The 24,316-nt window shown below is 35.6% G+C and carries 19 protein-coding genes and 2 pseudogenes; 4 read left to right on the top strand and 17 right to left on the bottom strand.

Annotated features, from left to right (window positions below):
• From SFB89_RS08985 to trpB, 17 genes and pseudogenes are all read right to left on the bottom strand, one after another.
• Entirely contained in the window at positions 1-1,164 is a 1,164-nt protein-coding gene (locus tag SFB89_RS08985) for a glycosyltransferase (protein WP_331774348.1), read from the bottom strand.
• Positions 1,161-2,468: an O-antigen polymerase gene (locus tag SFB89_RS08990; protein ID WP_331774349.1), complete on the bottom strand. Its 1,308-nt coding sequence runs from the start codon at positions 2,466-2,468 to the stop codon at positions 1,161-1,163. The genes SFB89_RS08985 and SFB89_RS08990 overlap by 4 nt, the downstream gene beginning before the upstream one ends.
• 1 nt (position 2,469) lies before the next feature.
• Positions 2,470-2,682, bottom strand: a complete 213-nt coding sequence (locus tag SFB89_RS08995; RefSeq protein WP_331774350.1) for a hypothetical protein — start codon at positions 2,680-2,682, stop codon at positions 2,470-2,472.
• Between the two features lie 428 nt (positions 2,683-3,110).
• Positions 3,111-4,193, bottom strand: a complete 1,083-nt coding sequence (locus SFB89_RS09000; RefSeq protein ID WP_331774351.1) for an acyltransferase family protein — start codon at positions 4,191-4,193, stop codon at positions 3,111-3,113.
• Positions 4,186-5,400, bottom strand: coding sequence for a polysaccharide biosynthesis C-terminal domain-containing protein (locus tag SFB89_RS09005; protein ID WP_331774352.1), 1,215 nt, complete (start codon positions 5,398-5,400; stop codon positions 4,186-4,188). Before SFB89_RS09005 ends, SFB89_RS09000 begins: the two co-directional genes overlap by 8 nt.
• On the bottom strand, positions 5,384-6,541 hold the full coding sequence (locus SFB89_RS09010; protein ID WP_331774353.1) for a glycosyltransferase family 4 protein: 1,158 nt from the start codon (positions 6,539-6,541) through the stop codon (positions 5,384-5,386). Before SFB89_RS09010 ends, SFB89_RS09005 begins: the two co-directional genes overlap by 17 nt.
• A 2-nt stretch (positions 6,542-6,543) precedes the next feature.
• Complete coding sequence (locus tag SFB89_RS09015; RefSeq protein ID WP_331774354.1) at positions 6,544-7,632, bottom strand: glycosyltransferase family 9 protein; 1,089 nt, start codon at positions 7,630-7,632, stop codon at positions 6,544-6,546.
• Positions 7,633-8,200: pseudogene (locus SFB89_RS09020) on the bottom strand (D-sedoheptulose 7-phosphate isomerase).
• A 294-nt stretch (positions 8,201-8,494) separates the two neighbouring features.
• Positions 8,495-9,694 carry a nucleotide sugar dehydrogenase gene (locus SFB89_RS09025; RefSeq protein WP_331774355.1) on the bottom strand — a complete coding sequence of 400 codons (1,200 nt, stop codon included), beginning with the start codon at positions 9,692-9,694 and terminating at the stop codon, positions 8,495-8,497.
• A 136-nt stretch (positions 9,695-9,830) separates the two neighbouring features.
• Positions 9,831-10,076: pseudogene (locus SFB89_RS09030) on the bottom strand (sugar phosphate nucleotidyltransferase); the annotation flags it as partial.
• A complete protein-coding gene (gene galE, locus SFB89_RS09035; RefSeq protein ID WP_331774356.1) occupies positions 10,073-11,101 on the bottom strand; it encodes a UDP-glucose 4-epimerase GalE in 1,029 nt (342 codons plus the stop codon). The pseudogene SFB89_RS09030 and the gene galE, both read right to left, overlap by 4 nt.
• A 118-nt stretch (positions 11,102-11,219) precedes the next feature.
• Positions 11,220-12,194 (bottom strand): arginase, encoded by a 975-nt coding sequence (locus SFB89_RS09040; protein WP_331774357.1) that lies wholly within the window; start codon positions 12,192-12,194, stop codon positions 11,220-11,222.
• Positions 12,175-13,185, bottom strand: coding sequence for an ornithine cyclodeaminase (locus tag SFB89_RS09045; RefSeq protein WP_331774358.1), 1,011 nt, complete (start codon positions 13,183-13,185; stop codon positions 12,175-12,177). Before SFB89_RS09045 ends, SFB89_RS09040 begins: the two co-directional genes overlap by 20 nt.
• Before the next feature lie 67 nt (positions 13,186-13,252).
• Positions 13,253-13,702 carry a phosphoribosyltransferase gene (locus SFB89_RS09050; protein WP_331774359.1) on the bottom strand — a complete coding sequence of 150 codons (450 nt, stop codon included), beginning with the start codon at positions 13,700-13,702 and terminating at the stop codon, positions 13,253-13,255.
• Positions 13,703-13,710: 8 nt separating this feature from the next.
• Entirely contained in the window at positions 13,711-14,991 is a 1,281-nt protein-coding gene (locus SFB89_RS09055) for an NCS2 family permease (protein WP_331774360.1), read from the bottom strand.
• A gap of 104 nt (positions 14,992-15,095) precedes the next feature.
• The gene (gene mqnE, locus SFB89_RS09060) at positions 15,096-16,163 is read right to left on the bottom strand and encodes an aminofutalosine synthase MqnE (RefSeq protein ID WP_331774361.1); all 1,068 of its coding nucleotides are present in this window, start codon (positions 16,161-16,163) and stop codon (positions 15,096-15,098) included.
• 70 nt (positions 16,164-16,233) lie between these two features.
• Positions 16,234-17,445, bottom strand: coding sequence for a tryptophan synthase subunit beta (gene trpB / locus SFB89_RS09065; RefSeq protein WP_331774362.1), 1,212 nt, complete (start codon positions 17,443-17,445; stop codon positions 16,234-16,236).
• A 132-nt stretch (positions 17,446-17,577) separates the two neighbouring features.
• Here trpB and SFB89_RS09070 point away from each other — a divergent pair, with 132 nt between their 5' ends.
• The 4 genes from SFB89_RS09070 to SFB89_RS09085 all read left to right on the top strand — a co-directional run bounded on the left by SFB89_RS09070 (position 17,578) and on the right by SFB89_RS09085 (position 24,308).
• Positions 17,578-20,103, top strand: coding sequence for an HD domain-containing protein (locus SFB89_RS09070; RefSeq protein WP_331774363.1), 2,526 nt, complete (start codon positions 17,578-17,580; stop codon positions 20,101-20,103).
• Positions 20,104-20,107: 4 nt separating this feature from the next.
• Complete coding sequence (gene glmS, locus SFB89_RS09075; protein ID WP_331774364.1) at positions 20,108-21,919, top strand: glutamine--fructose-6-phosphate transaminase (isomerizing); 1,812 nt, start codon at positions 20,108-20,110, stop codon at positions 21,917-21,919.
• A 36-nt stretch (positions 21,920-21,955) separates the two neighbouring features.
• A complete protein-coding gene (locus SFB89_RS09080; RefSeq protein WP_331774365.1) occupies positions 21,956-22,519 on the top strand; it encodes a hypothetical protein in 564 nt (187 codons plus the stop codon).
• A gap of 448 nt (positions 22,520-22,967) precedes the next feature.
• Complete coding sequence (locus SFB89_RS09085) at positions 22,968-24,308, top strand: c-type cytochrome (RefSeq protein WP_331774366.1); 1,341 nt, start codon at positions 22,968-22,970, stop codon at positions 24,306-24,308.
• The last annotated feature ends 8 nt before the right edge of the window (positions 24,309-24,316 follow it).

Genomic DNA, 24,316 nt, shown 5'->3' on the forward strand with positions numbered 1-24,316 from the left:
TTACTTCACCATTTTTTCAAAGACTTCTTTAAATTGTACCGCAATATTTTCCCAATCATATTTTTTTGCTAATTTTTTTGCATTCACTCGCATTACTTCCCTATCTTGTTTTAACATTTCCAATATTGCTATAGAAGTTTCGTTTACACTATTGTGAACCCATTTTCCACAATTTTCTTTTTCCACCTCTTGCCAAGGTGTACCAGTACTTGCAACAATAGGTGTTCCAGAAGCCAAGCTTTCTACATACACATTTCCAAAGTTTTCATTATGAGATGGCAATGCAAACACATCAGCATTTGCTAAAAAGTCGATTTTATCTTGATTGCTAATCGAACCCACTAAATATATTTGATTTTCTAGTTTCAAATCTTTTATTAAATTTTCTAAATTTTTTTGTTCACCTTCATCTGGACCTGCAATCAAAAGTACTGAGTCAGGAAATTTTTCCAAAACAAAAACAAAAGATTTGATTAAAATATCAAATCCTTTTTTAGCATGTAGCCTACTCATAGAAACTATGATATGAGATGGAGTGACATCTTTATCTATGTACTTTTTCATATACTCATTTTTACTCAGGAAATTATATACATCATATGATTTTACATCAACTCCGTTTGGGATAATTACAATCTTTGCTTCAGGAAATATATTTAAAATATCTTTTTTTTCAGCCTCACATGTAGCATGCCAATAAACATTTTTTATAAATGGTTTTATAAAAAAATTTAGCCATATTTGTTTAAAGCTATTTCCTTGCCCTATGCACCATTTACACAATGCACCTCTCGTAGATATTAGAATTGGTTTTTGAAACAATTTTGCATACAATAAAGATATAGGTACGGGTGTGTTAAATATAGCTTGAATATTTACAACATCAGATTGTTTTATATCTTTATAGATATTTAAAAATAGTGCTAAAGAAAATTTTCCTACAATAGTTTCATTGTAATATTTTACATATAAGTCATTTTCAAGTTCTATATATTTATTGGTCTCTACATCAAGTTTAGAAGTCATATTCGTGTTTGTTGTAGATACAAATACTTCCACATTATCTAATGCAGCTAACTCCTTAGATGTATTTAATGAGGAAAATATTGGTCCACCATAGACTACTGCTGGATAGAATGATGGGATTATTATATTAATTTTCATTTTTGTTTTCTCTTTATCTTGATAATTAAGTATATATTTGACAGACTTTTGTATAATATGCTTAATAATATTATATTTCTTATATTTATAATCATTCCAGTAATACTTCCTTCAATATTAAATAATGTATATATCGAATATGTTACTATGATAAGATATAGTAAATTTTTATTTTTATTTATCTTTAATAAAAATAAAATAAAAACAATATATAAAATCATAAATAAGGGATATAAAACAACGGCGAATATACCAAAATCAACTAAAAAACTTGCTAAAATATTAGTTGGATAATCAGTGCTTCTTATATGCATAAATTGTGCAATCATTTCATCTGAAGATAAGACTTTTTTATTTGTATATAATATAGAAGGTATAGTGTTTAAAATATTTTGATTTAATATAGCTCCATATGTGGGAGAAATATTTTTATTAATTAGTTGGTTCATCAATAAAGATGTAAAATCAAAAATTGCCATCCTATCTTGCACATTCGCTTCACTTGCTTCAGAATCAAAAGCTAATTCTAAAATATTCTTGTTTAATTCAAAACTTGTGCCTGCCATAATAGACTCCGCAATGTCAAGTCTTATATTTTCGTAAATATTATTTGCTATGAAAACAAATAATAAAAACACTAGCATAATGGGAATCTTATATACACTAAAAATATTCTTCTTTTTTTTATACATCAGAATAAATACGATTAATAGTAATGCAAGTAGTAACTCTCGTCTACTGTAAAATAAAAAATATACCAAAATTAATCCAAAAATTACTGTGTATAGATAATAGGGAAGACGTGTTCTATGCTTACTAGACAATATAATAATCAATAATAAGTAAAAAATAGGTATAACAAATGATGAGATAACTATACCATATGTATTTACTGCATTGAGATCAGATAATTCTGGAAGGCGGAAAATAAACCCATATGTTTTAAAAAAATATAAAACTGTTCCAAACGAAAATGCCGATAAAATTATTACTATAGGTACCGATACACAAGAAGCTCGTTGTATAATAAAATCAAATAACATAAGATTAGTATAATGTTTAGGTATAAAAAATTTAATTAACAAAATTAAAATTACTGTTGTTAAAAATATATATCCAATAGTCAATATCTGTGCTTGAATGTCAATATCTGAATGTTGTTTTATCTTATAGACAAGAGTCAAAAGAATAAATGAAAGAAATATACCAACTACATACATACTAAAGATATTTATTCTTTTAAAATCCTTATACATATAAAACCAGGTACACATAATAATTATTATTAAAACAGACATCACCATTTCAGAACCAATCTACAAGCATATTAAGTACATATGATTTTCTATAAAAAATGGCTTGATTCAAATTAAGCTCAGCAAAATAAGACTTATGAAAAGAATAAATTATTATAAACATTCTCATGATAGCACCGATAAAAAACAATATAAGCAAAAGTATTCCAAAACCTTTTGCTTGGTCAATTACCTTTCCCTCAACTCGCTTTACACTTTTCATTTATTATTCCCTTTTGACTTTAAATTAATAGAATCTGAAGACAAATATTGTTCACTTTTTATCATGATACTTTCTTATTCCTTTCTAAAAAATCTATTTTCAATAAATAAGACAAGTACCAATTAATTAATTCTACACTGAAAAATATTAACAAAATAATCTATTGTCTTAAAGCTAAATTTTTCTATTATTAAAATATAAAATATTGTTATTAACATTACGATTGACAATGAAAAAGGAATTATCTGAAAATCATTTATCCTTAAATAATAATTTTTATCTATTAGTATATTAAGTGGAGTAAGCGAAATTGAAAAAATAAATAATATATACATATAAAAATGAATCAAATAAATATTTTTTTTAATCAATAATGGCATAATAATTAATGAAATTATATAATAAATAGATAAATAAATATCAATCATCTAATTACTTTTCTTTTTTATTAAATATTTCTGAATATTTATAGTATTCTTTTCAAATACGAAAAATAATAAATACACATACAAATATATAAGCAGCATAAAAGAAAAATAATACAATAAATTAGTTATTGTTGGTTGCATAAGTATTGAATTTACACCATAAATATAAAAAACTGATATCAAGAAAACAAAAAAAGGAAAATGAAACAGATATAAACTATAAGAAAAGTCAGCCATTTTATGATTTAGATTTTTAAAATACACCCTACTAGAGATATCATTTTTCAATGAATTAATTAATAAAGATATTGATAAAGCTAAAGCTAAATCAATATAAAATTCATTATATTTTCTTGATAAAATTAAAATAATAAATAAAATTGTTACTGCTAAATATCTATGAATTAATCGTTTTTTTACTAATACAATATAACTACCCATGAACCAAATAGATGAATAAATAAGAATATCAATATTTTTAAAAACCAATAACACAACTATTCCTAGAAATAATATACGAGTCCAATTGTTGATAAATAGTAAGATAAATAGTATATAATAACTCCACTCATTTGCTAACGACCATAAAGGACCATTTGTACCCAAAGTTGATACAAATATAGTTTGTAAATTTAACATATTACCAACTAAAGTCAACAAACTTAAGTGTTCACTTACATTACTATTCATACTACTTATATGAAAAACATTTGTATATAAATCAGAAAAATTTATATTTCCATAGTAATCCAAGATATAACCTATTATAAGTGCAGGAATCAATACTATATAAATCCTTGTAAATCTTTTTATAAAATATGATTTTATATATTCATTATTTAGTTTATTTTCTTTATACTTTTTTAACACTGCCCCCCCTACTAAATATCCAGATATTACAAAAAACACGATAACTGCCTGATGCCCAAATCCGGTAATAAAATAAAATAATTTTATAAAAATAGTTTTATTTTCAACTAGATTATATTCTACAAAAAGAAAAGACCTTAAATGACCAACTACGACCATGAGTGCAGCAAACCATCGTAAAAAGTTTAAAGTATTACTTAATTGATTATTCATCTCTATACTTCCTAATATATATTAACTGTAATAACAAAATAACTAAATATGCTAAAAAAGTAGAAATAGAAGCGGCTATTATTCCATACTCTTGTATAAAAAAGTTACCAATAATATTTACAATAAAGGCAGCTACATAAATATATGCTAAAACATTCAACTTTTTAAATAATGTCAAATACATACTCAGTGCTGTTTGAATTAATGTAAAAAATATAGCAAAAACTAAAATAATAAAAGCATTAAAATAATAACTATTATTGATTACCTCTGGTTCTAATAATAGTTCATATATAGATGTTGGCAATAGATATGCAACTAAACCTAAAAATGCAAAAATAATAGATAAAATAATAATTGATTTTTTCAAATAATTTAAAGCTATAGTTTTATCTTCTTCATAATACTTCAATACTTTTGGATTTACATACATACTATATACTTGGCCTATGACCTGACCCATACCCGCTACTTGTGCAAGTATTGCATAAAGTGCGACATCTTTACTAGTCATATAATAATCTATAAAATATCTATCTGAAAATGAAATCCCCCAACTAAATATCGCTACAAATACAATGGGGTAAGCAAATATAAAATACTTCTTTAAATTTTCAAGATTGATAATAAAACTAAATTTATAATCTTTTAAATATCTTTGTATAAACATAAATGAAAATATATAGCCACAGACTATTCCATATAGAAATGATTCAAGAGATTGAAACGAGATATAAAATAGTATTGGCAATAAAAACTTTGATGAGGCTTCCAGTGTTTTTAAAATAAAATATTTTTTTCTTTCTAAATTCAATAAGAATATTTGTTGATTAAATGTATAGTTATTTAAAATCAAGAAATATATAAATATAAGAGTTAGTATTTCATAAGAAAATCGCTCCATAAATAAACCATAAATATATATAATAAAAATACTTATAATATTAATAAAAATCAATAATGTTCTAAATTCATTGACAAATTCTACTTTATCTGTGGCACTATTATAAAATCTATTATATGCCTGTGATGGGATTTGTAAAAAGATATAAGACAATGCTACTATTAAAGTTTGCAATAATATAAAATTACCATATATATCTTTATCTACATTGTATGAAACATATCTTATAAAGAATAATTGCATCAACAATGGAACACCTACAGTGAACATTGTTATTAAAAAAGATTTATTTATTTTTGGCAACTAAAATTCTCTCTAAATTTTTTATATATCTATCTCCATAATCATCCCAAGTAAATCCACTAGAAACTCTTGCTTTCGCTTTCTTACCCATCTCTTTAGCAATATCTTGATTTTCATACAAAAAAAGTATTTTTTCTTTTATAGCTTCAACATTACGAATTGGGATAACAAAACCTTCTTCTCCATCTTTAGTAATTAAATCATCACCACCTGTATTTGTAGTACAAACTAAAGGTAATCCACAAGCCATTGCTTGTAACTGAACCATTGCCATACCTTCTTGAATAGAAGGCATTATGAATACACTTCCTTGAGAATAATACTTGTACAATTCGTTTTGTGGTTTATGTCCCAAAAACTTTATATTCTCATTTTTATACTTTTCAATATATGGTCTCATCTCTTCGTTTATAGAGCCTAAATGCCATAACTCACAATTTTCTAACGAAAGCTCATTAAAAGCTTGTAATAAATAATGACTACCCTTTTGAAATGTCAATCCTCCTGCATATATAATCCTAAAAATTTTATCAGTTTTAGGAATCTGTTTAAATTTACTTAAATCAACACCATAAGGATTGACAAGAAGTTTTTCTTCTGGTATTCCATGTTCTAAAAAACTTCGTTTTACAAACGAAGATGGTATCGATATATAATCAGCAAGCTCATATTCCAAAAGTTCTCTTTGCCAACAAGGATAATCAGGATTATATTTTAATCCTTGCAATGAAAATTCTTCAGTTAAAATATTCTGTTGATAATTATAATGAGAACATCCTCTCTCTATAATAGTTACTATACCTTCTTCTTTTGCCTTTATTAATGTCTCTAAACTCGATCCACTCGATCCAATGAAGACATCATTTTTTTTTAATTCTTTAGATACTTTATTAGAAAATAAAGTTTTTAGAAAACTATTAAACCAATAATTTTTAATTCCAGTTTTATATGTCAATCTCATTATTATTTCATATATGACTTTACTTACTATTTTCTCTTTTGTTAGTCCCCATTCCTTGACCTTATACTTTGGGTATGTTGTAAAGAGTTTATTCATCACTCCTGATTTATTTAGTTGTTTAGCTAAATCAAATAAGTGAAATCTTCCAAATACTAATATATCAACCTTAAAATTTCTCATTTTCAATCTCCAATTATATCTATTATTTTATTTGATGTTATATTTTTCAAGCAGCTTAAATGCTCACAAGTTTCTTTGTAACATAAATTACACTCAATATTATTATCTCTTAAAACTATTCCTAAGTCCTTTGGTGGATACCACTTACCTCTAAAACCTCTAGCACTAAAAATACCTATTACTTTTGTTCCTACAGCATAAGATAGATGCATTGGACCTGTGTCATTTGATATTGTAAATTCTACCCTTTTTAAAAACTCAGCACTCTCAAGAGGAGTTAACTTGCCACATAAATTAACTACTCTTTCTTTTAGTAGTTCTACTAAAATATTATCTTCATTCCCACCAATTATTACAGGAATATAGTTAGTATTTGTATTTATATACTTAATAACTTCATTAAAATATTCTATTGGCCATCTAGTTGTTATTCTTTTAGAACCAACCACAATTGCTATAATTTTTTTGTCTTTTAAATCTTTTTCGTCTATTAACAAATCTATTTTTTCTATCTCATTTTTTGTGATATTTAGTATAAACTCTCTATCAATGCTTATTTTGTATTTTTTTATCAAATTCAAATATCTTTCTAATTCAGAACCTACTAAATTATATTTATCTTGAAATTTTCGCAAAAAAGAAAGTTCTGAGATTTCCCAACCTATTGCTTTATTGATACCCAGATATCTAAATACTATCATATTTCTTACAGTCCTAAAAAGACTTGAAGGTTGAGTCAAGTCTATAACTAAATCAAATTTCTTATCTTGTAAAAGGCGTACAAATTCTTTTTTACTCTTTCCTGTGTAATTTATAAATTCTTCTACATACGACTTATCTATCAAGTTTTCTATTGAAACAGGACTTTTACCGCTATTTGTCAAAATTGTGATTTTGATATTAGGATATTGTTTTTTTATAGAAGCTATTGTAGGAAGAGTAATAATATTATCTCCCATAGAGCCAACTTTAAAAAATAAGATATTTTCTATATTATTAAAATCAATAACTTTCTTATATCCCAATAGAACATAAAATATATTTATCACTTTATTTAGTATTTTTTTTAAAGTATTTAAAAAAAATTTCATTTAAGACAACTCATTATCAATTATTTGACAGATTATATGACCAAATCGTATATGTATCTCTTGGATTCTGGGTGTATCATCTGATGGTACTACTAAGTTTATGTCAAAATACTCATTCATATCTCCGCCATCACGACCTGATAAGCCTATAATTTTACATCCAAGTTTTTGTCCTGTTCTAAAAGTATTTATTACATTTTCTGAATTTTCTGAAGTTGATATTTTAATTAAAACATCTCCTTTATTTGCCAATGATTCTACTTGTTTATCAAATACTCTATCATAACCGTAGTCATTTCCAATAGCTGTAAGAGCAGAAGTATCAGTTGTAAGTGCAATACCAGGTAATCCTCTTCCTTCAGTTTTATAACGTTCTGTTAATTCTGCAGCTATATGTTGAGCATCAGCAGCACTTCCCCCATTTCCAAAAAGAAGAATTTTATTTCCTTTTTTTAAAGCTTCAACCGCAATTAATGAAACTTTTTCAAGTGGTTTCTGCATAGTCTCAATTACTTTTTTGTATCATTTCTATATGACCTAAAAACTCTTTTTCAATTACATTCTTCACTATAATTTTCCTTTTGTATTTTTTCAATAGTTTGAGTAGTACTTTTACCATCTACAAACTGAACTAGTTTAAGCTAAAGTTACATATCTGAGGAGTATCTCTCCGACATATAAGCCTTAGTCATACCTCTTTGATGTTGTAAGGATTAGTTCCTCTATACTGCCATTTTGAAGGGGTCACATTTTGTGACACCATAAGCTCAAGTTCTTCATCCAAAATTTTATAAACATAATTTTTTAGAAATTTATAAGTTTATTCTCTAATGTTTCAAATTTAACTATACTCATAAATCACCTAACTATCGCAATTAAATATATCACGAGAATAGACTTTTTCTTTTACATCATCGAGCATGTTTTCAAGTCTATTGGCTACTATGACATCACTTATATTTTTAAACTCATCTATATCTTTTATGACTTTAGAGTTAAAGAACTCATTTTCTTGCATCACAGGTTCATAGATGACTACTTCTACACCCTTTGCTTTTATGCGTTTCATGATGCCTTGGATAGCAGAACTTCTGAAGTTGTCACTACCTGATTTCATCACGAGTCTGTAGATGCCTACAGTTTTTTTAGAAGTATGTGGATTTGTAAGTGAGTTATTGAGTTGTTTAATAATACTATCTGCTATAAAATCTTTTCTTGTAGAGTTAGCACTGACTATTGCCTCTATCAAGTTACTTGGTACATCCTTGTAGTTTGCTAGAAGTTGTTTCGTGTCTTTTGGCAAGCAGTAGCCACCATACCCAAAGCTTGGGTTATTGTAATGTGTCCCGATGCGGGGGTCAAGTCCTACACCTTCTATGATCTGTCTCGTATCAAGTCCATGTGCTTCTGCATACGAGTCAAGTTCGTTGAAGTAGGCTACTCTCATAGCAAGATAAGTGTTGGCAAAGAGTTTTATCGCTTCTGCTTCTGTCGAGTCTGTAAAGAGAATATCTATGTTCTCTTTTTTTGCACCCTCTGCCAAAAGATTTGCAAATGTTGTCGCTCTTTGGCTCTTCTCACCGACTATGATTCTTGATGGGTAGAGGTTATCAAAAAGAGCTTTTCCCTCGCGTAAAAACTCAGGAGAGAAGATGATGTTTGTAGTGTGAAACTGCTCACGCAACATTTTAGTGTAGCCCACGGGTATGGTAGACTTTATGACCATAGTAGCGTTTGGATTTATGCTAAGAACATCAGCTATGACATACTCTATAGACTTCGTGTTGAAGTAGTTTGTCTCAGGATCATAGTCTGTCGGTGTCGCTATGATGACATACTCTGCATCTATGTAAGCCTCTTCTTTATCAAGTGTCGCTGTGAAGTTTAAATCATCACGAAGCAGATACTCTTCTATCTCTTTATCTTCAATGGGAGATTTTTTAGCTTGAAGCATCGCTACTTTTTCAGGGATGATGTCAAGTGCTACCACTTCGTTGTGTTGTGAGAGTAAGATTCCATTAGAGAGTCCTACGTATCCTGTCCCAGCTATTGCTATCTTCATTCATTATTGCCTTGATTATACTTCCCCAAATACCACTCCACCGTCTTTACGATACCCGTATCAAAGGTCTCATAATAGCTTCGCACAATCATATCGCTACTGGCTTTGCTCGCCTCATCAAATGACGCGACACCATTGAGGGTTGTACGATATACGAAAATGCCATACCCAAATCACTACCATCACCTAAGAGATCTCGAAATCGCGGCAAATCTTTTTCGGTAGAGATAATCAAAATCTCTCTCATTCCCGCCAACATCAAGATAGAAAGCGGATAATAAATCATCGGTTTATCATAAATAGGTACCAATTGCTTGCTCACCCCTTTGGTGATAGGATAGAGCCTCGTACCGCTCCCTCCCGCTAAGATGATGCCTTTCACAGCTTCTTTTCCCACTCATACGCACTGTGGCAGATGAGTGCGAGGTCCTTGTATTTTGGAATCCATTGCATTTTGGATTTTATCTTAGTGTTATCAGAGATGAGTGCCGCAGGATCACCAGCACGTCTTGGGGCATGTTCCACTGGAAAATCCGTCTCTGTGACCTCTTTCATCGCTTCGATGACTTGTCTCACGCTAAAACCTTGTCCATAGCCCACATTGAAGATATCACTAGGATTTTCATCTAGATAATGTATCGCTTTGATATGTGCATCGGCGAGGTCATCCACATGGATATAATCCCGCACACCCGTACCATCAATCGTATAAAAATCATCGCCAAATATCGCCATCTTTTCGCGTTTGCCCACCGCACATTCACTCGCTATTTTGATAAGATGGGTAGCATTGGGAAAGCTTTGACCGATACGGGGGTTGAGCTGTGTGTGTGCACTATCATCATAGTAGATATCTGCCCCTGCGACATTGAAATAGCGAAAAATCACATATTTAAAATCAGCATTAGCCTTGGCGGCATCTTGGATCACTTGCTCACTCATGAGCTTGCTCATCCCATAAGGATTAATCGGTTTGGTAGGAAAATTTTCATCGATACCATTAATCGGCAAGCTATCAGGCTCGCCATAAGTCGCCGCTGTTGAGCTAAAGACAAACTTACCCACGCCATTTTCTAAGGCGCATTTGATGAGATTGGTGGTATTGACTGTGTTATTCATATAATATTTCAGTGGATTTTCGACCGATTCGGGGACGACGATACTCGCCGCAAAGTGGATAATCGTATCGATTTGGTGTTTTTGGAGTACCTCTGGGATTTTATCAAACGCTTTTAGATCCAGTTTTACAAACTCAAAATCCCGTATTGTTTTGAGCGTTTCTAGTGTTTTAGGACTTCCCGTACTGAGATTATCCAGTATGGTGATCGTATGATCTGTCGTTTCAAGCAACTGTTTTGCAACATGACTTCCAATGTATCCAGCTCCGCCGGTGATGAGTATATTCACGACTGCTCCTTTGTCATTCAAAGATTGAATCTTATCACTACTTCACTTAAATAAATGTAAATGAAATGTAAACAAAATATACTTTTGTGTGATAAAAAAGAGCCTATTATAGCTATTTTTAATAATTCTCTATCAGACTTTTCGTCACTTCATCCAAGATAACAAAGGAGTACTTGCCTGAGATATTTTGCTTATCAAGTATCGGATTGATTTCTGCACTCTCCCAACAGCAAACTTTTGGGTTTTTTATCAATTCCATATTTAACTGCAAGGCTTGCTCAAAGCTGATACCCCCATCTGATGGAGTGCCCGTACCGGGGATATAAAGCGGGTCGATACTATCAACATCAAAAGAGACATAGATATGATCACAATGCGCTAAATCTTCAAAAATATTCTCGACGACTTTTTTGACGCCTTCATAAGTGATTTTGGAAGTGGAGTAGTTTTTGATGCCGTATTGTTCCAAGAGATGTGCCTCTGCGGGCTCATAATCTCGAAGGGCACAAAAGACGATATCTCGTGGGTCTATCGCCCGCGTTCCCGCCAAGGATTTCAACGCATCCCAATGTGCACGCTCCGCAACACTTGGCGTTTGGATGGCGACTTCTTGATTGTCCAAATCCGTCGCAATCGCCAAAGGCATCCCGTGCATATTGCCAGAGGGTGAGGTAAAAGGCGTGTGAAAGTCCGCATGCGCATCGATATAGACCACCCCAATCCTATCATGAGGATAGGCCATCTTCAAGCCCAACATCGTCCCCGCACAAGTAGAGTGATCTCCTGCCATCACGATAGGAAACAGCGCCTGCTCTTTGGTTTTTTTGACCTCTTCTGCGACACGCTCAATCACAAGAGCGACTTTATCGATGTACTTTGCGCACGTATGTGGCGTGCCATCATAGACCGCGCGATTTTCATCTTGGATGACAACAGAAGGGAAATCCTCAAAATACTTGGAGCCATCATGAAGACTGGAGAGTTTCAGTGCATTGATTCCCATACTCGCACCGCTTTTTGCTCCGGCTAAATCTGAAGGCACTTCGATGAGTTTGATTTTGGCTTTTGACATCTTATTTGGTAAACGATTCAAATAGATTTTTAGGATCACGCATCACGGGAATCATATCCATCTTCTTGCCGATATTATACTCTTTGGCCAGTTTATAGACCAACTTCAACACCGAAAAATCCTCAATAGCAAATCCCACCGAATCAAAAAGCGTCACTTCAGTGGCATCTTTTCTGCCGTCTCTCTCGCCTTTGATGACTTCATGCAATGCAGTAGTCGGAAAATCATCAGGCATTTGTTGGATTTCCCCTTCGATTTTTGTCTGTGGAAGGTACTCGATAAACACAGAGGCATGGTTCAAGACTTCTTTATCCATCTCAGTTTTACCCGGACAATCACCACCGACTCCATTGATAAACATCCCCTTTTCTATCATATCTTGGGTGAGGATGGTCTGGTTTTTCTTATCCGCCGTAATCGTCGTGACGATATCCGCACCCTTTAGGGCTTCTTTGGCATCATGACATCGTGTGAGTTTGAAACCAAAAGAGGCAATGTTTTTTTCAAACTTATCCATCGCTTTGGGGTCAATATCAAAATAGCGTATCTCTTGTATATCAAATTGTGTCTTAAAGGCTAACGATTGGAACTCACTCTGAGCACCGGTACCTATCAAGCACAAGACTTTTGAGTCTTTTCTGGCTAGATATTTACCTGCCATCGCAGAAGTGGCTCCCGTACGCAGTGCGGTGAGGAGTGTCATCTCTGAAATCATCACAGGCTCTCCCGTATCGATGGTAGAGAGTTGTCCGGTTGCCATGACGGTAGTCTTGTTAAAGGTTGGATTTTGTGGATGTCCGGTGACATATTTATAACCATAATACTCTTCATCACTCGTGGGCATCAATTCCAATACCCCATAAGAAAAATGCGTCGCAATGCGTGGCATCTTGTCGAAATGGTCCCAATTTTTATAATCATGTTCCAAAGTAGTGATGAGTTTAAGAAAAAAATCTTGAAACCCGACTTTATCTAAAATCGCTCTAATATCATAAACATCTAAAACAAGCATATCTTTCCTTTTTGTTCGCTTTTAAGCTATGGTTTTAAGTTCGAGGAGAAGGAGCGTATGGCTCCTTTTATTTGTAATTGTCGATCGAGAAATCCCAAAAAAATTCAATCCACTCTGTCGCCTCACGCGCCGTGAAATCTGGTCGCATCAGTGCTTTTTCTTTATAAAATACTGAGGCGACTTTGATAGTGACATCAGGAAAGCGTTGGTTGAGTACTTTGATGACTTCCACCATCGTCTCCCCACTATCGATGATGTCATCGACGATAACGACACGCTTTGTTTTTGAGAGATCAGGGATATTAAAAATCTCAAAAGTATCGAGTTTGCGTGTCTCTTCATAGTGTATCGAGTTAATCGAGTACAAATCTCGCATCTCTAATGCTTCTGCGAGAAAATGCCCCAAAGTCATCCCCCCGCGTGCGATTGCTAAAATCGCATCGGGGTCAAATGACCGGATTTCTTTAGCCAACATATTGACATCGACTTTAAATTCTTCATAACTGTAAAACTTCAATACCTCTCCTAATGCACGATAAAGACGATCAAGCTGATCAATCCCAAAAAGACAATACCGGTATTGATATCATCAAACTCTTTTTTTAATAATTTGATTAACAAATAAGCCAAAAATCCAAATGCCAAACCATTAGTAATCGAATAGGTCAATGGCATCATGATAACAATCAAAAAGGTCGCTACCGAAATCGCAGGGTCTTTAAAATTGATATTGGCAAGTTCTGAAAACATCAAAACCCCAACCATCACCAAAACCGGATAGATAGCATTTTCAGGAATCGCTTGAAATAGTGGCATCATAAACAGTGTCAAGATGAAAAACATCCCGGTAAACACCGCAGTCAAACCCGTACGTCCGCCTTCTTCAACCCCACTGGCACTCTCTACGAAACTGGTCGTAGTAGAAACCCCGATAAGTGAGCCCACAACCGTAGCAGCGGCATCCACTTCGAGTGTTTTTTGAAGCTCTTTACTGTCATCTTTGAAAAGTCCTGCACGAAATCCAACACCTGAGAGTGTCCCAAGAGAGTCAAACATATCCGTAATCAAAAAGGTGATGATGACAGGCAATAGTGAGAGTTTCAGTGCAGACATCACATCCAAATGCATCACAATCCCTGACATGGAAGCGGGCATGGAGACAAATTCTGTCGGATACGCAGCCAAACCACTCACCCAAGCGATCACAGAAGTCGCAAGAATCGCGAGGATAAAGGCGCCTTTGAGTTTCCAAGCATTGAAGGCAAACACAAAAACCAGTCCTAAAACGCCAAGCAAAAGATTAGCATCATCAAAATTACCCAATCCTACCAAAACCGCAGGATTTGCCACGACAATTCCCATCTGTTTGAGCCCGATAAAAGCGATAAATGCCCCGATACCCGCACTAATAGCACGCCTTAAATCATACGGAACACTTTGCAACACCCAAACGCGAAACTTCGTAAAAGATAGCACCAAAAACAAAAGTCCTGAGAGAAAGACGACACCCAAAGCACTTTGCCACGGTATCTTCATCCCTAGTACTAAACCAAACGTAAAATACGCATTCAATCCCATGCCCACACTCATCGCGATTGGTGTGTTTGCCCACAAACCATTAAGCACTGTCGAAAAAATCGTAATCAGTGCAGTGGCTGTGATTAATGCGCCCATTGGCATCCCTGTCTTACTCATGATAATCGCATTGACAGGGACGATATACATCATCGTCAAAAATGTCGTAAACCCAGCCCGAAGTTCGGTTTTGACATTCGTGTTATGCGCTTCAAGTTTAAAAAAACTCAATTGCTCTCCTTCATAGTTAATATATTTTTCACGTCTCTTTTGCAAGACTTCACATTTAGAATTTTAGCTAAATCTTTCGTCGTTATTTCAAATTTTGTGCTTATTTATTGGTCGTATACTTTTAGTTCATGATACAAACTATCACGCTCCACAGGAATAAACCCACTGGTTTGGATGAGTTCCAAGAACGTATTAAGATCCAAGCCATGAGAACTAGCGGCTCCGGCAGCTGATTGGATGGACTCTTTTTCGATGGTACCGTCTAAATCATCGGCTCCAAATTCTTGTGCGATCAGTGCGAGATTGATGGTAGACGTCGCCCAATATGCTTTGATATGTGGGATATTATCCAACATCAATCGGCTAATCGCATAGGTTTTGAGGATTTCTATCGGACTCAAAAATTTCTCAACCCTCAAGTAATTGTTATCTCGTTGGTACACCAATGGAATAAAAGCATTAAATCCCCCACTCTCATCTTGTAAATCTCTCAACCGCAACATATGATCAATCCGATGACCGCGGTCTTCTACATGACCGAACAACATCGTCGCATTGGATTGTTTGCCACGTGAATGCCATATCTTGTGAATTTCAAGCCACTCTTTGGAGTTTACTTTGCCTTTGCAGATATATTCACGGACTTTTTCATCAAAAATCTCAGCACCACCACCAGGGAGTGAGTCCACGCCCGCTTCAATCATACGATCAATCATCGTTTCGAAACTCATATTATAAGTGGTCGCCAAAAAGTTGATTTCAGCTGCGGTGAGTGCCTTGATATGAAGATTGGGATACTTGGCTCTGATTTTAGAGAACATCCCCAAATACCACTCCAACCCAGCATCAGGATTGTGGGCTGAGACGATATGTACTTCGGTGATATTGTGGGTGATAGAGGTATCTAATACTTCGATGATTTCCTCATGTGAGAGGGTGTAAGGGTTGGGGTTTTTACGATTTGCGCTAAAAGCACAAAATTTGCAGATGTCTTTACAAATATTGGTCGGATTGATATGACGGTTGATATTGAAGAAGGCCTTCTTCCCGTACAAGGCCTTTCTTCTCTCATTGGCATATTTTCCTAGAGTAAAAAGATCAAGCTCATAAAGTGCCAATCCATCCTCATAACTCAAACGCTCTTTGGATTCTAATTTGTCTATTAGGTTCATAAAAAACTTTCAGTAATAAATTTAAAAGCATATTTTATCCAAAAAAGATTATAGGTATATAAAAAAATCTTTATAGATATTTTTCAGGCGGATAGTGCGCTTCTACAAAGTCAATATCCTTGTCCCCTCTTCCGCTTAGATTCACCAAAATTGACTCGTATTTTTTCTCTTTGGCAAGTTTCATCGCATACGCCACAGCATGCGCACTCTCTAATGCAGGGATGATACCTTCAAATTTACACAAATCATAAAAGGCTTGTATCGCCTCTTCATCATCAATCGCTACCGCATGGGTTCTGTTTTCACTAAAGAGATAAGCATGCTCTGGTCCAACAGAAGGATAATCAAGTCCACTAGCAATCGAATAAACCGGTGCAGGAGTGCCATCAGTATTTTGTAACATGATAGAATTAAATCCATGCAACACACCCTCGCTTCCATAATTCAAACTCGCCGCATGTTCTCCTAATTTCGTACCCCGTCCGAGTGGTTCGACGCCATAAATTTCACAAGGGTCTTCGATAAAGGCAGAAAAGAGTCCCATCGCATTGCTACCGCCACCCACACAAGCGACTAGATTGTCAGGCAAGTTTCCCGTCATCTCAAAAAATTGCTCTTTGGCTTCGATTCCCACGATACTTTGAAAATCGCGCACCATTTTTGGAAACGGATGCGGACCCACGACGGAGCCAATCGCATAAATCGCACGGTCTGATTCTTTTAGGTACGCATCAAATGCTGAATCGACCGCTTCTTTGAGTGTTTTGGCACCAAAACTCACCGGTACCACTTTGGCCCCTAACATCTTCATACGAATCACATTGGGATGCTCTTTTTCGATATCCACCTCACCCATATGAATCTCACACTCTAGACCAAAATACGCAGCCGCAGTAGCCAGTGCCACACCATGTTGTCCTGCACCGGTTTCTGCTATGAGTTTCTCTTTGCCCAAATATTTTGCCAGCAAGGCCTCACCCATACAGTGATTGAGCTTGTGCGCTCCGGTGTGATTTAAATCTTCTCTTTTGAGATAAATTCGTCCACCGCCGACATATTCGGTCAATCGTTTGGCATAATACACCGGCGTCGGTCTGCCTTGGTAATGTTTGCGAATATCTCGCAACTCTTGTATAAAATTGTGAGAATTTCCAATCGTCAAATAGGCTTTTTCGATTTGTTTAAATTGCTCGATGAGCTGGGGTGGCAAAAAGGCACCTCCAAATTTACCAAAATACCCCTCAGCATTTGGGAACGCTTGCAAATACGGCTTTTGTTTCATCTTCTGACTCCTTTTTGGATCTATCATGATCGCTTATAAATATTTTGCATATTGTAAGCAAATTTGGCTTAAAGGGTATAATATATACATTCAAAATCAGAAAAAAAAGTCATTTTTCAGTATAATAAGGTTATGAATTTAGAAGAAAAAATAGAAGAGCTTTTCAATGCAAAAGCCGATGACTTTAAAATATCTAAGGTGATCAAAGAGCATATCGGTGATTATCTAAACTCGTTAGATAAAATTTTTATAGAAAATCAAGGAAAAGATTTTTTAGTCAAGCACACCCGAAGAATCGATAATTTCATCAAGATTATCTACAAATATGCACTCAGAAAGTACTTTGGAAATTATATGCCTTTTTCCAACTCCATCCCGCTGGTTTTGGTCGGTATGGGCAGTTATGGCAGGGAAGAGTTGTGTGTCTATTCGGATGTCGATTTGATGATTGTTTACAAAAAAATCAAAGGCTACAATATCGAGCCTATCATCAAAGATATCCTCACCCTTGCATGGGATGCGGGGATGAAACTCGGACACAGAACGCATCTAGTAGAGGAGCTTTTAGAAGCGAGCAATACTGACCTTTCAATCAAAACGGCCATGCTCGAATCACGATTTTTGTGCGGTTCTAAAATCCTCTGGATAGAGACGCAACGGGAATTAGAATCCATACGAAATTACAACAAAAAAGAGACCATCAAAGCACTCTTAGAGGCTTATCACAAACGTATTGCAGAAAATCCTATCAAGATGGAACCCAATATCAAAGAAAACGAAGGGGGACTCAGAGATGCCAATACGCTTTTTTGGCTGTGTAAAATCATATACGGTATCGAAAAGCTCAAAGACCTCTCTGATTTTATCTTGGACGAAGAAGAGTTCAAAGAGTTTCGCCATGCTCTTGAATTTTTATACCGCACGCGCTCAGCGACACATCTGAGTGCCAAACGGAAACAGGACGTCTTGAATCTTGAGTATATTCCCGATGTCGCCAAAAAGCTGGGCTTTCAAGATAAAGTACTCAAAAGTGCGCAAATGCAACTCTCTCACAGAATCTTGCAATCGATGAATACGCTCAAAATCACCAGTCATATCTTTATCAACAAAGTCACCGCTCCTTTGATGGCGGATCTCTCCCAATATCCCGCACTCAAAAAAGCGCGCATCGAGCCGCAACTCTATGTCTATCATGATACACTCTATGCAACCTATCGTAAAAAAGATATGACGCTTTTGGAGGTCTTAAAGCAGTTAAACCAACACTACTACGATCACATCAAATTTGACATAAGCTATGTCAATCTAATCCGCAGATGCGACATCCCCGCACACAACAACAAACAAATCTATGACGCGTTCAAAGCGCTCTTGTATAAAGAACATATTTATGAAATCTTCAAAGCGCTCGATGATGCCTCACTCTTGCATCACATCGCCAAACCCTTTGCCAAAGTGAAGTTTCTCGCGCAATTTGATGGCTATCATAAATATCCTGTCGATAAGCATACGATTCAATCATTGTATCATTTAGAACACATCGCAGACCCTTTTATCGCCTCTCTACAAGCGGCACTTGAGGAAGAACAAAAAGCGATGATGCGCTTGGTGATATTTTTTCATGATATCGGCAAAGGTCGTCGGGGCAATCACAGTGACATTGGCGCTAAGATTTTCAAAGCGTATGCGATGAAGTTGGGATTTTCAACCCAAGCCATCCAAGATGGATACGTCTTAATCAAGCACCACACGTTGATGAGCAACATCGCTAATCGTGAGAATATCTACAATGACAAAGTCGTCCTCGCTTTTGTCTCAAAATTGCACAGTATTAAAATTCTCAATATGCTCTATATCCTCACCTATGCTGATATTAATGGTGTTGGAGAGAAGACCTATACGAACTTTACGGCAAAATTGCTCAAAGATTTATACGATGTCTCTATCAAATCTTTTGAAAATCCCGAACTCATCGGTGAGGCAGGCAAACGGATACGACGTGAGAATATACTCAAAAAAAGCGAAGCATTCCAAAAGCTCAAACCCATCATGCAACGCAAAATTCTCAATATCAATTCAAACTTTTTCTTTTTGAAACACAGCTCTGTTGAAATCATGGAAATTGCAGAGCGCACCGATAAGATGCAACGATTTGAATATCGTATCACTACATCACCCTACCTCAGCATCGAGGTCATTCGATTTGATGATTTTAATATCGGGTACCTTTTGGGAAAACTCGGGTTTTTAGACCTTGTCAATATGGAAATCTATAAACTTTTTGATGGGAAAAAGTATTTTAAACTCGAATTTAACGAAGAGTTGGGCCATGATGATGCGATGAGTCTCAACTATCTCATCGAGGATTCGTTTGACATGAGCAAAACAACCACCCTCACCAAACCCAACATTCTCAAAAATGAGATTCGTCTCGATTGCGAACACTCACTCTGCTCTGCGGGGATGAGTATCAACACGAAAAACCAAAAAGGATTGATGGCGTATGTGATGTCACGTTTTGATGAAGAAAAAATCGACATCTCCATGGCAAAAATCCAAACCATCAAAGGCAAAACTCGAAATCTTTTCTTAATCGAAAAGACACTATACTTATGCGAGAACAAAGACAAAATACTAAATTTATTTATCACGGAGTAATTATATGTGCGGTATTGTAGGCTATATAGGCAAAAAAGAGAAAAAAACATTTTTATTAAACGGATTAAAAGAATTAGAATACAGAGGGTATGACAGTGCCGGTATTGCGGTACTTCATCAAAATGAAATCAACTACTTTAAAGCAGCGGGAAAACTGGAGAATTTAGTCAATAAAACCAAAGATTTCAGCTCCAATGGATTTGGTTTGGGCATCGCGCACACCAGATGGGCAACGCACGGCAAGCCCACAGAAATCAATGCACATCCGCATTGGGGTGCCTTCTCTTTAGTCATTCACAATGGTATTATCGAAAATTATATGGAAATCAAAAAAGAGCTCCAAGAAGACGGCGTCGAATTTGTGAGCCAAACCGACACGGAAATCATCGTGCATCTTTTTGAGAAATTTATCGCTTTGGATTTTGAACCGCATGTCGCATTTGAAAAGACCATCCAATCCTTGCATGGTGCTTATGCGATACTTTTGATTTCCAAAGTCGCACCCGATACGATATTTTTCGCTAAAAATGCCGTGCCGTTGATTCTTGGACGCAACAGCGAATCAGAACTCTTTTTTGGCTCTTCTGATGCGCCTTTGATTGGATTTGCACAAGAGGTCTCCTATCTTGAAGATGGCACTTATGGATGGGCCAGTGAAAAAGAGATCGCACTCTTTCATCATGATGAAAAAATCAAACCAAATTTTAAACCCCTTAATTCCAGTAAAATCTACGCACAAAAAGATGGCTACCGATTTTTCATGGAAAAAGAGATTTACGAACAATCCAGTGTTGTGAGTGAAACTTTGATGGGACGTATCAAAGATGATGTTGTGTTTTTGGAAGAATTAAAAGATTATGACTTTAACACAATCGATGAAATCAAAATCTGCGCTTGCGGTACGAGCTACCACGCCGCACTCACAGCAAGCTACTTGATAGAACGCTTAGCAAAAATTCGATGCTCTGTTGAAATCGCCAGTGAATTTCGATACAAAGAGCCGCTCTTAGATACCAAAACCCTCTTTTTGGTCATCAGTCAAAGCGGAGAAACGGCCGATACCCTTGAAGCACTCAAGATGGCCAAAAAAGCTGGCCTCAAAACCCTCTCTGTGTGTAATGTAGACAACTCCTCGATTGTCAGAGTCAGTGATGCTACCATCCTCACCCGAGCGGGAATCGAAAAAGGGGTGGCAAGTACCAAAGCTTTTGCAACACAAGTGTTGACCTTGTGGCTCTTAGCGCTCTATGTCGCCAAAGCTAAAAACACGCTAGAAGAGGCCCACTATGAGGCAGAAATCAAAGCATTACGCGCGATTCCTACGGTGTTAAAAGTCGATGAGCGTGTTCATGAAAAACTCCACCGACTCTCCAAACGCTACTTGCACGGACACGGATTTTTCTTTATTGGAAGAGATATCTTTTTTCCGCTCGCACTTGAGGGAGCACTCAAACTCAAAGAGATCAGCTATCTGCATGCAGAGGGATATCCATCCGGTGAGATGAAACACGGCCCTATCGCACTGGCTGATAGTAATCTTTTTACTATTGCGTTGATGCCACGCACCTTATTGTATGAAAAAACAAAAAGCAATGTCGAAGAATTAAGCGCACGTGATGCTACGATTTTAGCCATCAGTCCACAAGAGTTCGAGCTTGCTGATGATTTTATCAAAACCAAAGTCTATACGCATCCAATGTGTGAATTTTTCGAGATGATGGTCATCACACAACTGTTGGCACTTGAAGTATCGATTCGATTGGGTAATGATGTCGATATGCCAAGAAACCTCGCCAAAAGCGTCACTGTAGAATAGTCATAAAGAGCTAAAGCATATAGAAAAAGGGATAAAATGAAATATTTCAAAGCGTTTATAATGGCTGTAGTGGTAATAGTTTTTTTCTCTGGCTTTTGGTCTGGAAAAAGTAATATCACCATAAAAGCAGAGCGTGTCAAAACCAGTCAAAAGACATTACAAACACTCTATAAATATGCTCCAAAAGCAAGGAGGATGATCGCGGATGCTTACGGCTATGCGACCTTTTCAAATCTCGGTGTCAATCTTGTACTCTTCTCAGCAGAAGGGGGCAAGGGCTTGGCACACAACAACAAAACCGGCAAAAATATCTATATGAATATGGCATCAGGTGGTGTCGGTTTTGGGTTGGGCGTCAAAGATTTTAGGATTATCTTTATTTTTGAAAATAAAAAAGTATTTGAAAATTTTGTCAATCACGGTTGGGAAGCCAATGCCCAAGCTGACGCCGCGGCAAAAGTGGGCAAAGATGGGGGAGCTCTCAATGCCGCTATTACAGTAGAACCAGGGATTCGCATCTATAAACTCACACAAAATGGTCTGGCACTACAAGCAACCATACAAGGCACAAAATACTGGAAAGATGGGGATTTGAATTAAAAAAGTCCAATCCCTTTATGCTCACCCACAAAGAGATTTATGACACAATTCTCAAGCAAGCGCGATAGACGCAATCGCAAAAGACGCTGAGATTGTGATATTTACCCCTCAAAAGAGCACCTTCATCTCATCCAACACCTGATAAAAAAGGTAAAAAGCTAATAAAAAAATTTAACTTATACAACAATAATATAACAAACATCAATTTGTTTAATACAAAATTAACATATGTGCCGTATAATTCTTTAAATTGTTGCTAATTTATTTTTTAAAAGGAGGATTTTAGACACGATTACTCAAGCATAACAGTGAATAAATCAAAGATTAAGTCGCTTACCTGTCCAAAATTTGGCGATCGCGAACAGATAAGCTTACTACCTAAGTAGACTCTAATTATATCATATAAAAATAGAGACTACTACTATTATCTATTTAGTAGGAGAAACAAATGGAATACATAGGGATGTTTCCGCTATTTTATTTTCCAAATATTGGTTCGGCTTGGATTATGGGCATCACAGGCACCATCCATATCTTGGCATCTCACACCTCTGTGGGAGCGGCAATACTTTTTGCCTATCTCGCACACAAAGCATACAAAGAAAACAGACCAGAACTCTACACCTACATGAAAAAATATGGGATGTTTTTACTCATCTTTTCTTATGTCATCGGCTCAATTACGGGTCCTGGTATTTGGTACACCGCAACGGCTGCGAGCCCTCGAGGTATTAGCGCCTTGATACACAATTTTGTCTGGGTTTGGGCCACCGAGTGGGTCTTTTTCGTTTTTGAAGTCTTAGGTGTTTTCGCTTTGGTCTATTTTATCGATAAAATTGACAGAAAAACACACTTGAAACTCACCTACTCATTTGCACTGGCTTCATTAGGAACCCTCTTTTTGATTATCGGAATCATCAGCTTCATGATGTGGCCAGGCGACAATGCCTTTTATCTCACAGGCTCTGCAAGTGATGCATTTTTTGGTACCAACACATTTCCACATATGTTTTTGAGAATTGGATTTATGATCATGATGTCTGGCGTCATCGGATTGATAATCTCCAGTGCCATGAAGAAAGAAAACCTTCCATTAGCCAATGAATTGACAAAGACAATGGGTGTCGTGAGTCTCATCGGTGGCTTTTTGGTGATGATTTCTTTCATGTGGTATGTCAATACTTTGCCATCTAATGCGGAAGCTTTATTGCCAATCTATCTACCGGGTATCATTCAAACGCGTATCATACTCATCGTTGCATTTACACTCTACTTTTTACTGGCCATTTTCAAGCCGCAATACATCGGGAAGACCATCGCTATTACGATGCTATTTGTCATTGCAATCTTGGGCGTTTGGCCGGGTGAAAAACTACGGGAGAGTTTGAGGAAACCTTATATTGCAGGACAATACATCTACAGCAATCAAATCATATCACGAGATGTTCCTGGCAAAAAAATCAAAAATGAAGTACCAATCGTAGCACAATACGGTCTTCTCAAAGTCAATCCTTGGATTCCAAAAAGGCTTCGAACAATCACCAATGAAAACAAACTAGAAGTGGGACAACTTTTGACAAAAATCGCTTGTTCAAATTGTCACTCCTTGGATAAAGGGGCGCTTTTTAGGCCTTTGATGGTACGGTTTAAGGGATTTGATGCTCCGGGAATCAAAACTTTTTTGAAAGATGCACTGGGGACTGGCTCCATCCCATATATGCCAAAAATAGCATTACCGGATGAAGAGTATGACGCGATGGCAGCATGGATTGCCACACAAAATAAATAAGGAATAAC

Source organism: Sulfurospirillum sp. 1612 (genome assembly GCF_036556685.1).
Classification (GTDB): domain Bacteria; phylum Campylobacterota; class Campylobacteria; order Campylobacterales; family Sulfurospirillaceae; genus JAADIZ01.

Coding starts and splice junctions, on each gene's coding strand:
- SFB89_RS08985 (WP_331774348.1), bottom strand. CDS start 1,164: ATGAAAATTAATATAATAATCCCATCATTCTATCCAGCAGTAGTCTAT.
- SFB89_RS08990 (WP_331774349.1), bottom strand. CDS start 2,468: ATGGTGATGTCTGTTTTAATAATAATTATTATGTGTACCTGGTTTTAT.
- SFB89_RS08995 (WP_331774350.1), bottom strand. CDS start 2,682: ATGAAAAGTGTAAAGCGAGTTGAGGGAAAGGTAATTGACCAAGCAAAA.
- SFB89_RS09000 (WP_331774351.1), bottom strand. CDS start 4,193: ATGAATAATCAATTAAGTAATACTTTAAACTTTTTACGATGGTTTGCT.
- SFB89_RS09010 (WP_331774353.1), bottom strand. CDS start 6,541: ATGAGAAATTTTAAGGTTGATATATTAGTATTTGGAAGATTTCACTTA.
- SFB89_RS09015 (WP_331774354.1), bottom strand. CDS start 7,632: ATGAAATTTTTTTTAAATACTTTAAAAAAAATACTAAATAAAGTGATA.
- SFB89_RS09025 (WP_331774355.1), bottom strand. CDS start 9,694: ATGAAGATAGCAATAGCTGGGACAGGATACGTAGGACTCTCTAATGGA.
- SFB89_RS09045 (WP_331774358.1), bottom strand. CDS start 13,185: ATGCTTGTTTTAGATGTTTATGATATTAGAGCGATTTTAGATAAAGTC.
- mqnE (WP_331774361.1), bottom strand. CDS start 16,163: ATGAACCTAATAGACAAATTAGAATCCAAAGAGCGTTTGAGTTATGAG.
- trpB (WP_331774362.1), bottom strand. CDS start 17,445: ATGAAACAAAAGCCGTATTTGCAAGCGTTCCCAAATGCTGAGGGGTAT.
- SFB89_RS09070 (WP_331774363.1), top strand. CDS start 17,578: ATGAATTTAGAAGAAAAAATAGAAGAGCTTTTCAATGCAAAAGCCGAT.
- glmS (WP_331774364.1), top strand. CDS start 20,108: ATGTGCGGTATTGTAGGCTATATAGGCAAAAAAGAGAAAAAAACATTT.
- SFB89_RS09080 (WP_331774365.1), top strand. CDS start 21,956: ATGAAATATTTCAAAGCGTTTATAATGGCTGTAGTGGTAATAGTTTTT.
- SFB89_RS09085 (WP_331774366.1), top strand. CDS start 22,968: ATGGAATACATAGGGATGTTTCCGCTATTTTATTTTCCAAATATTGGT.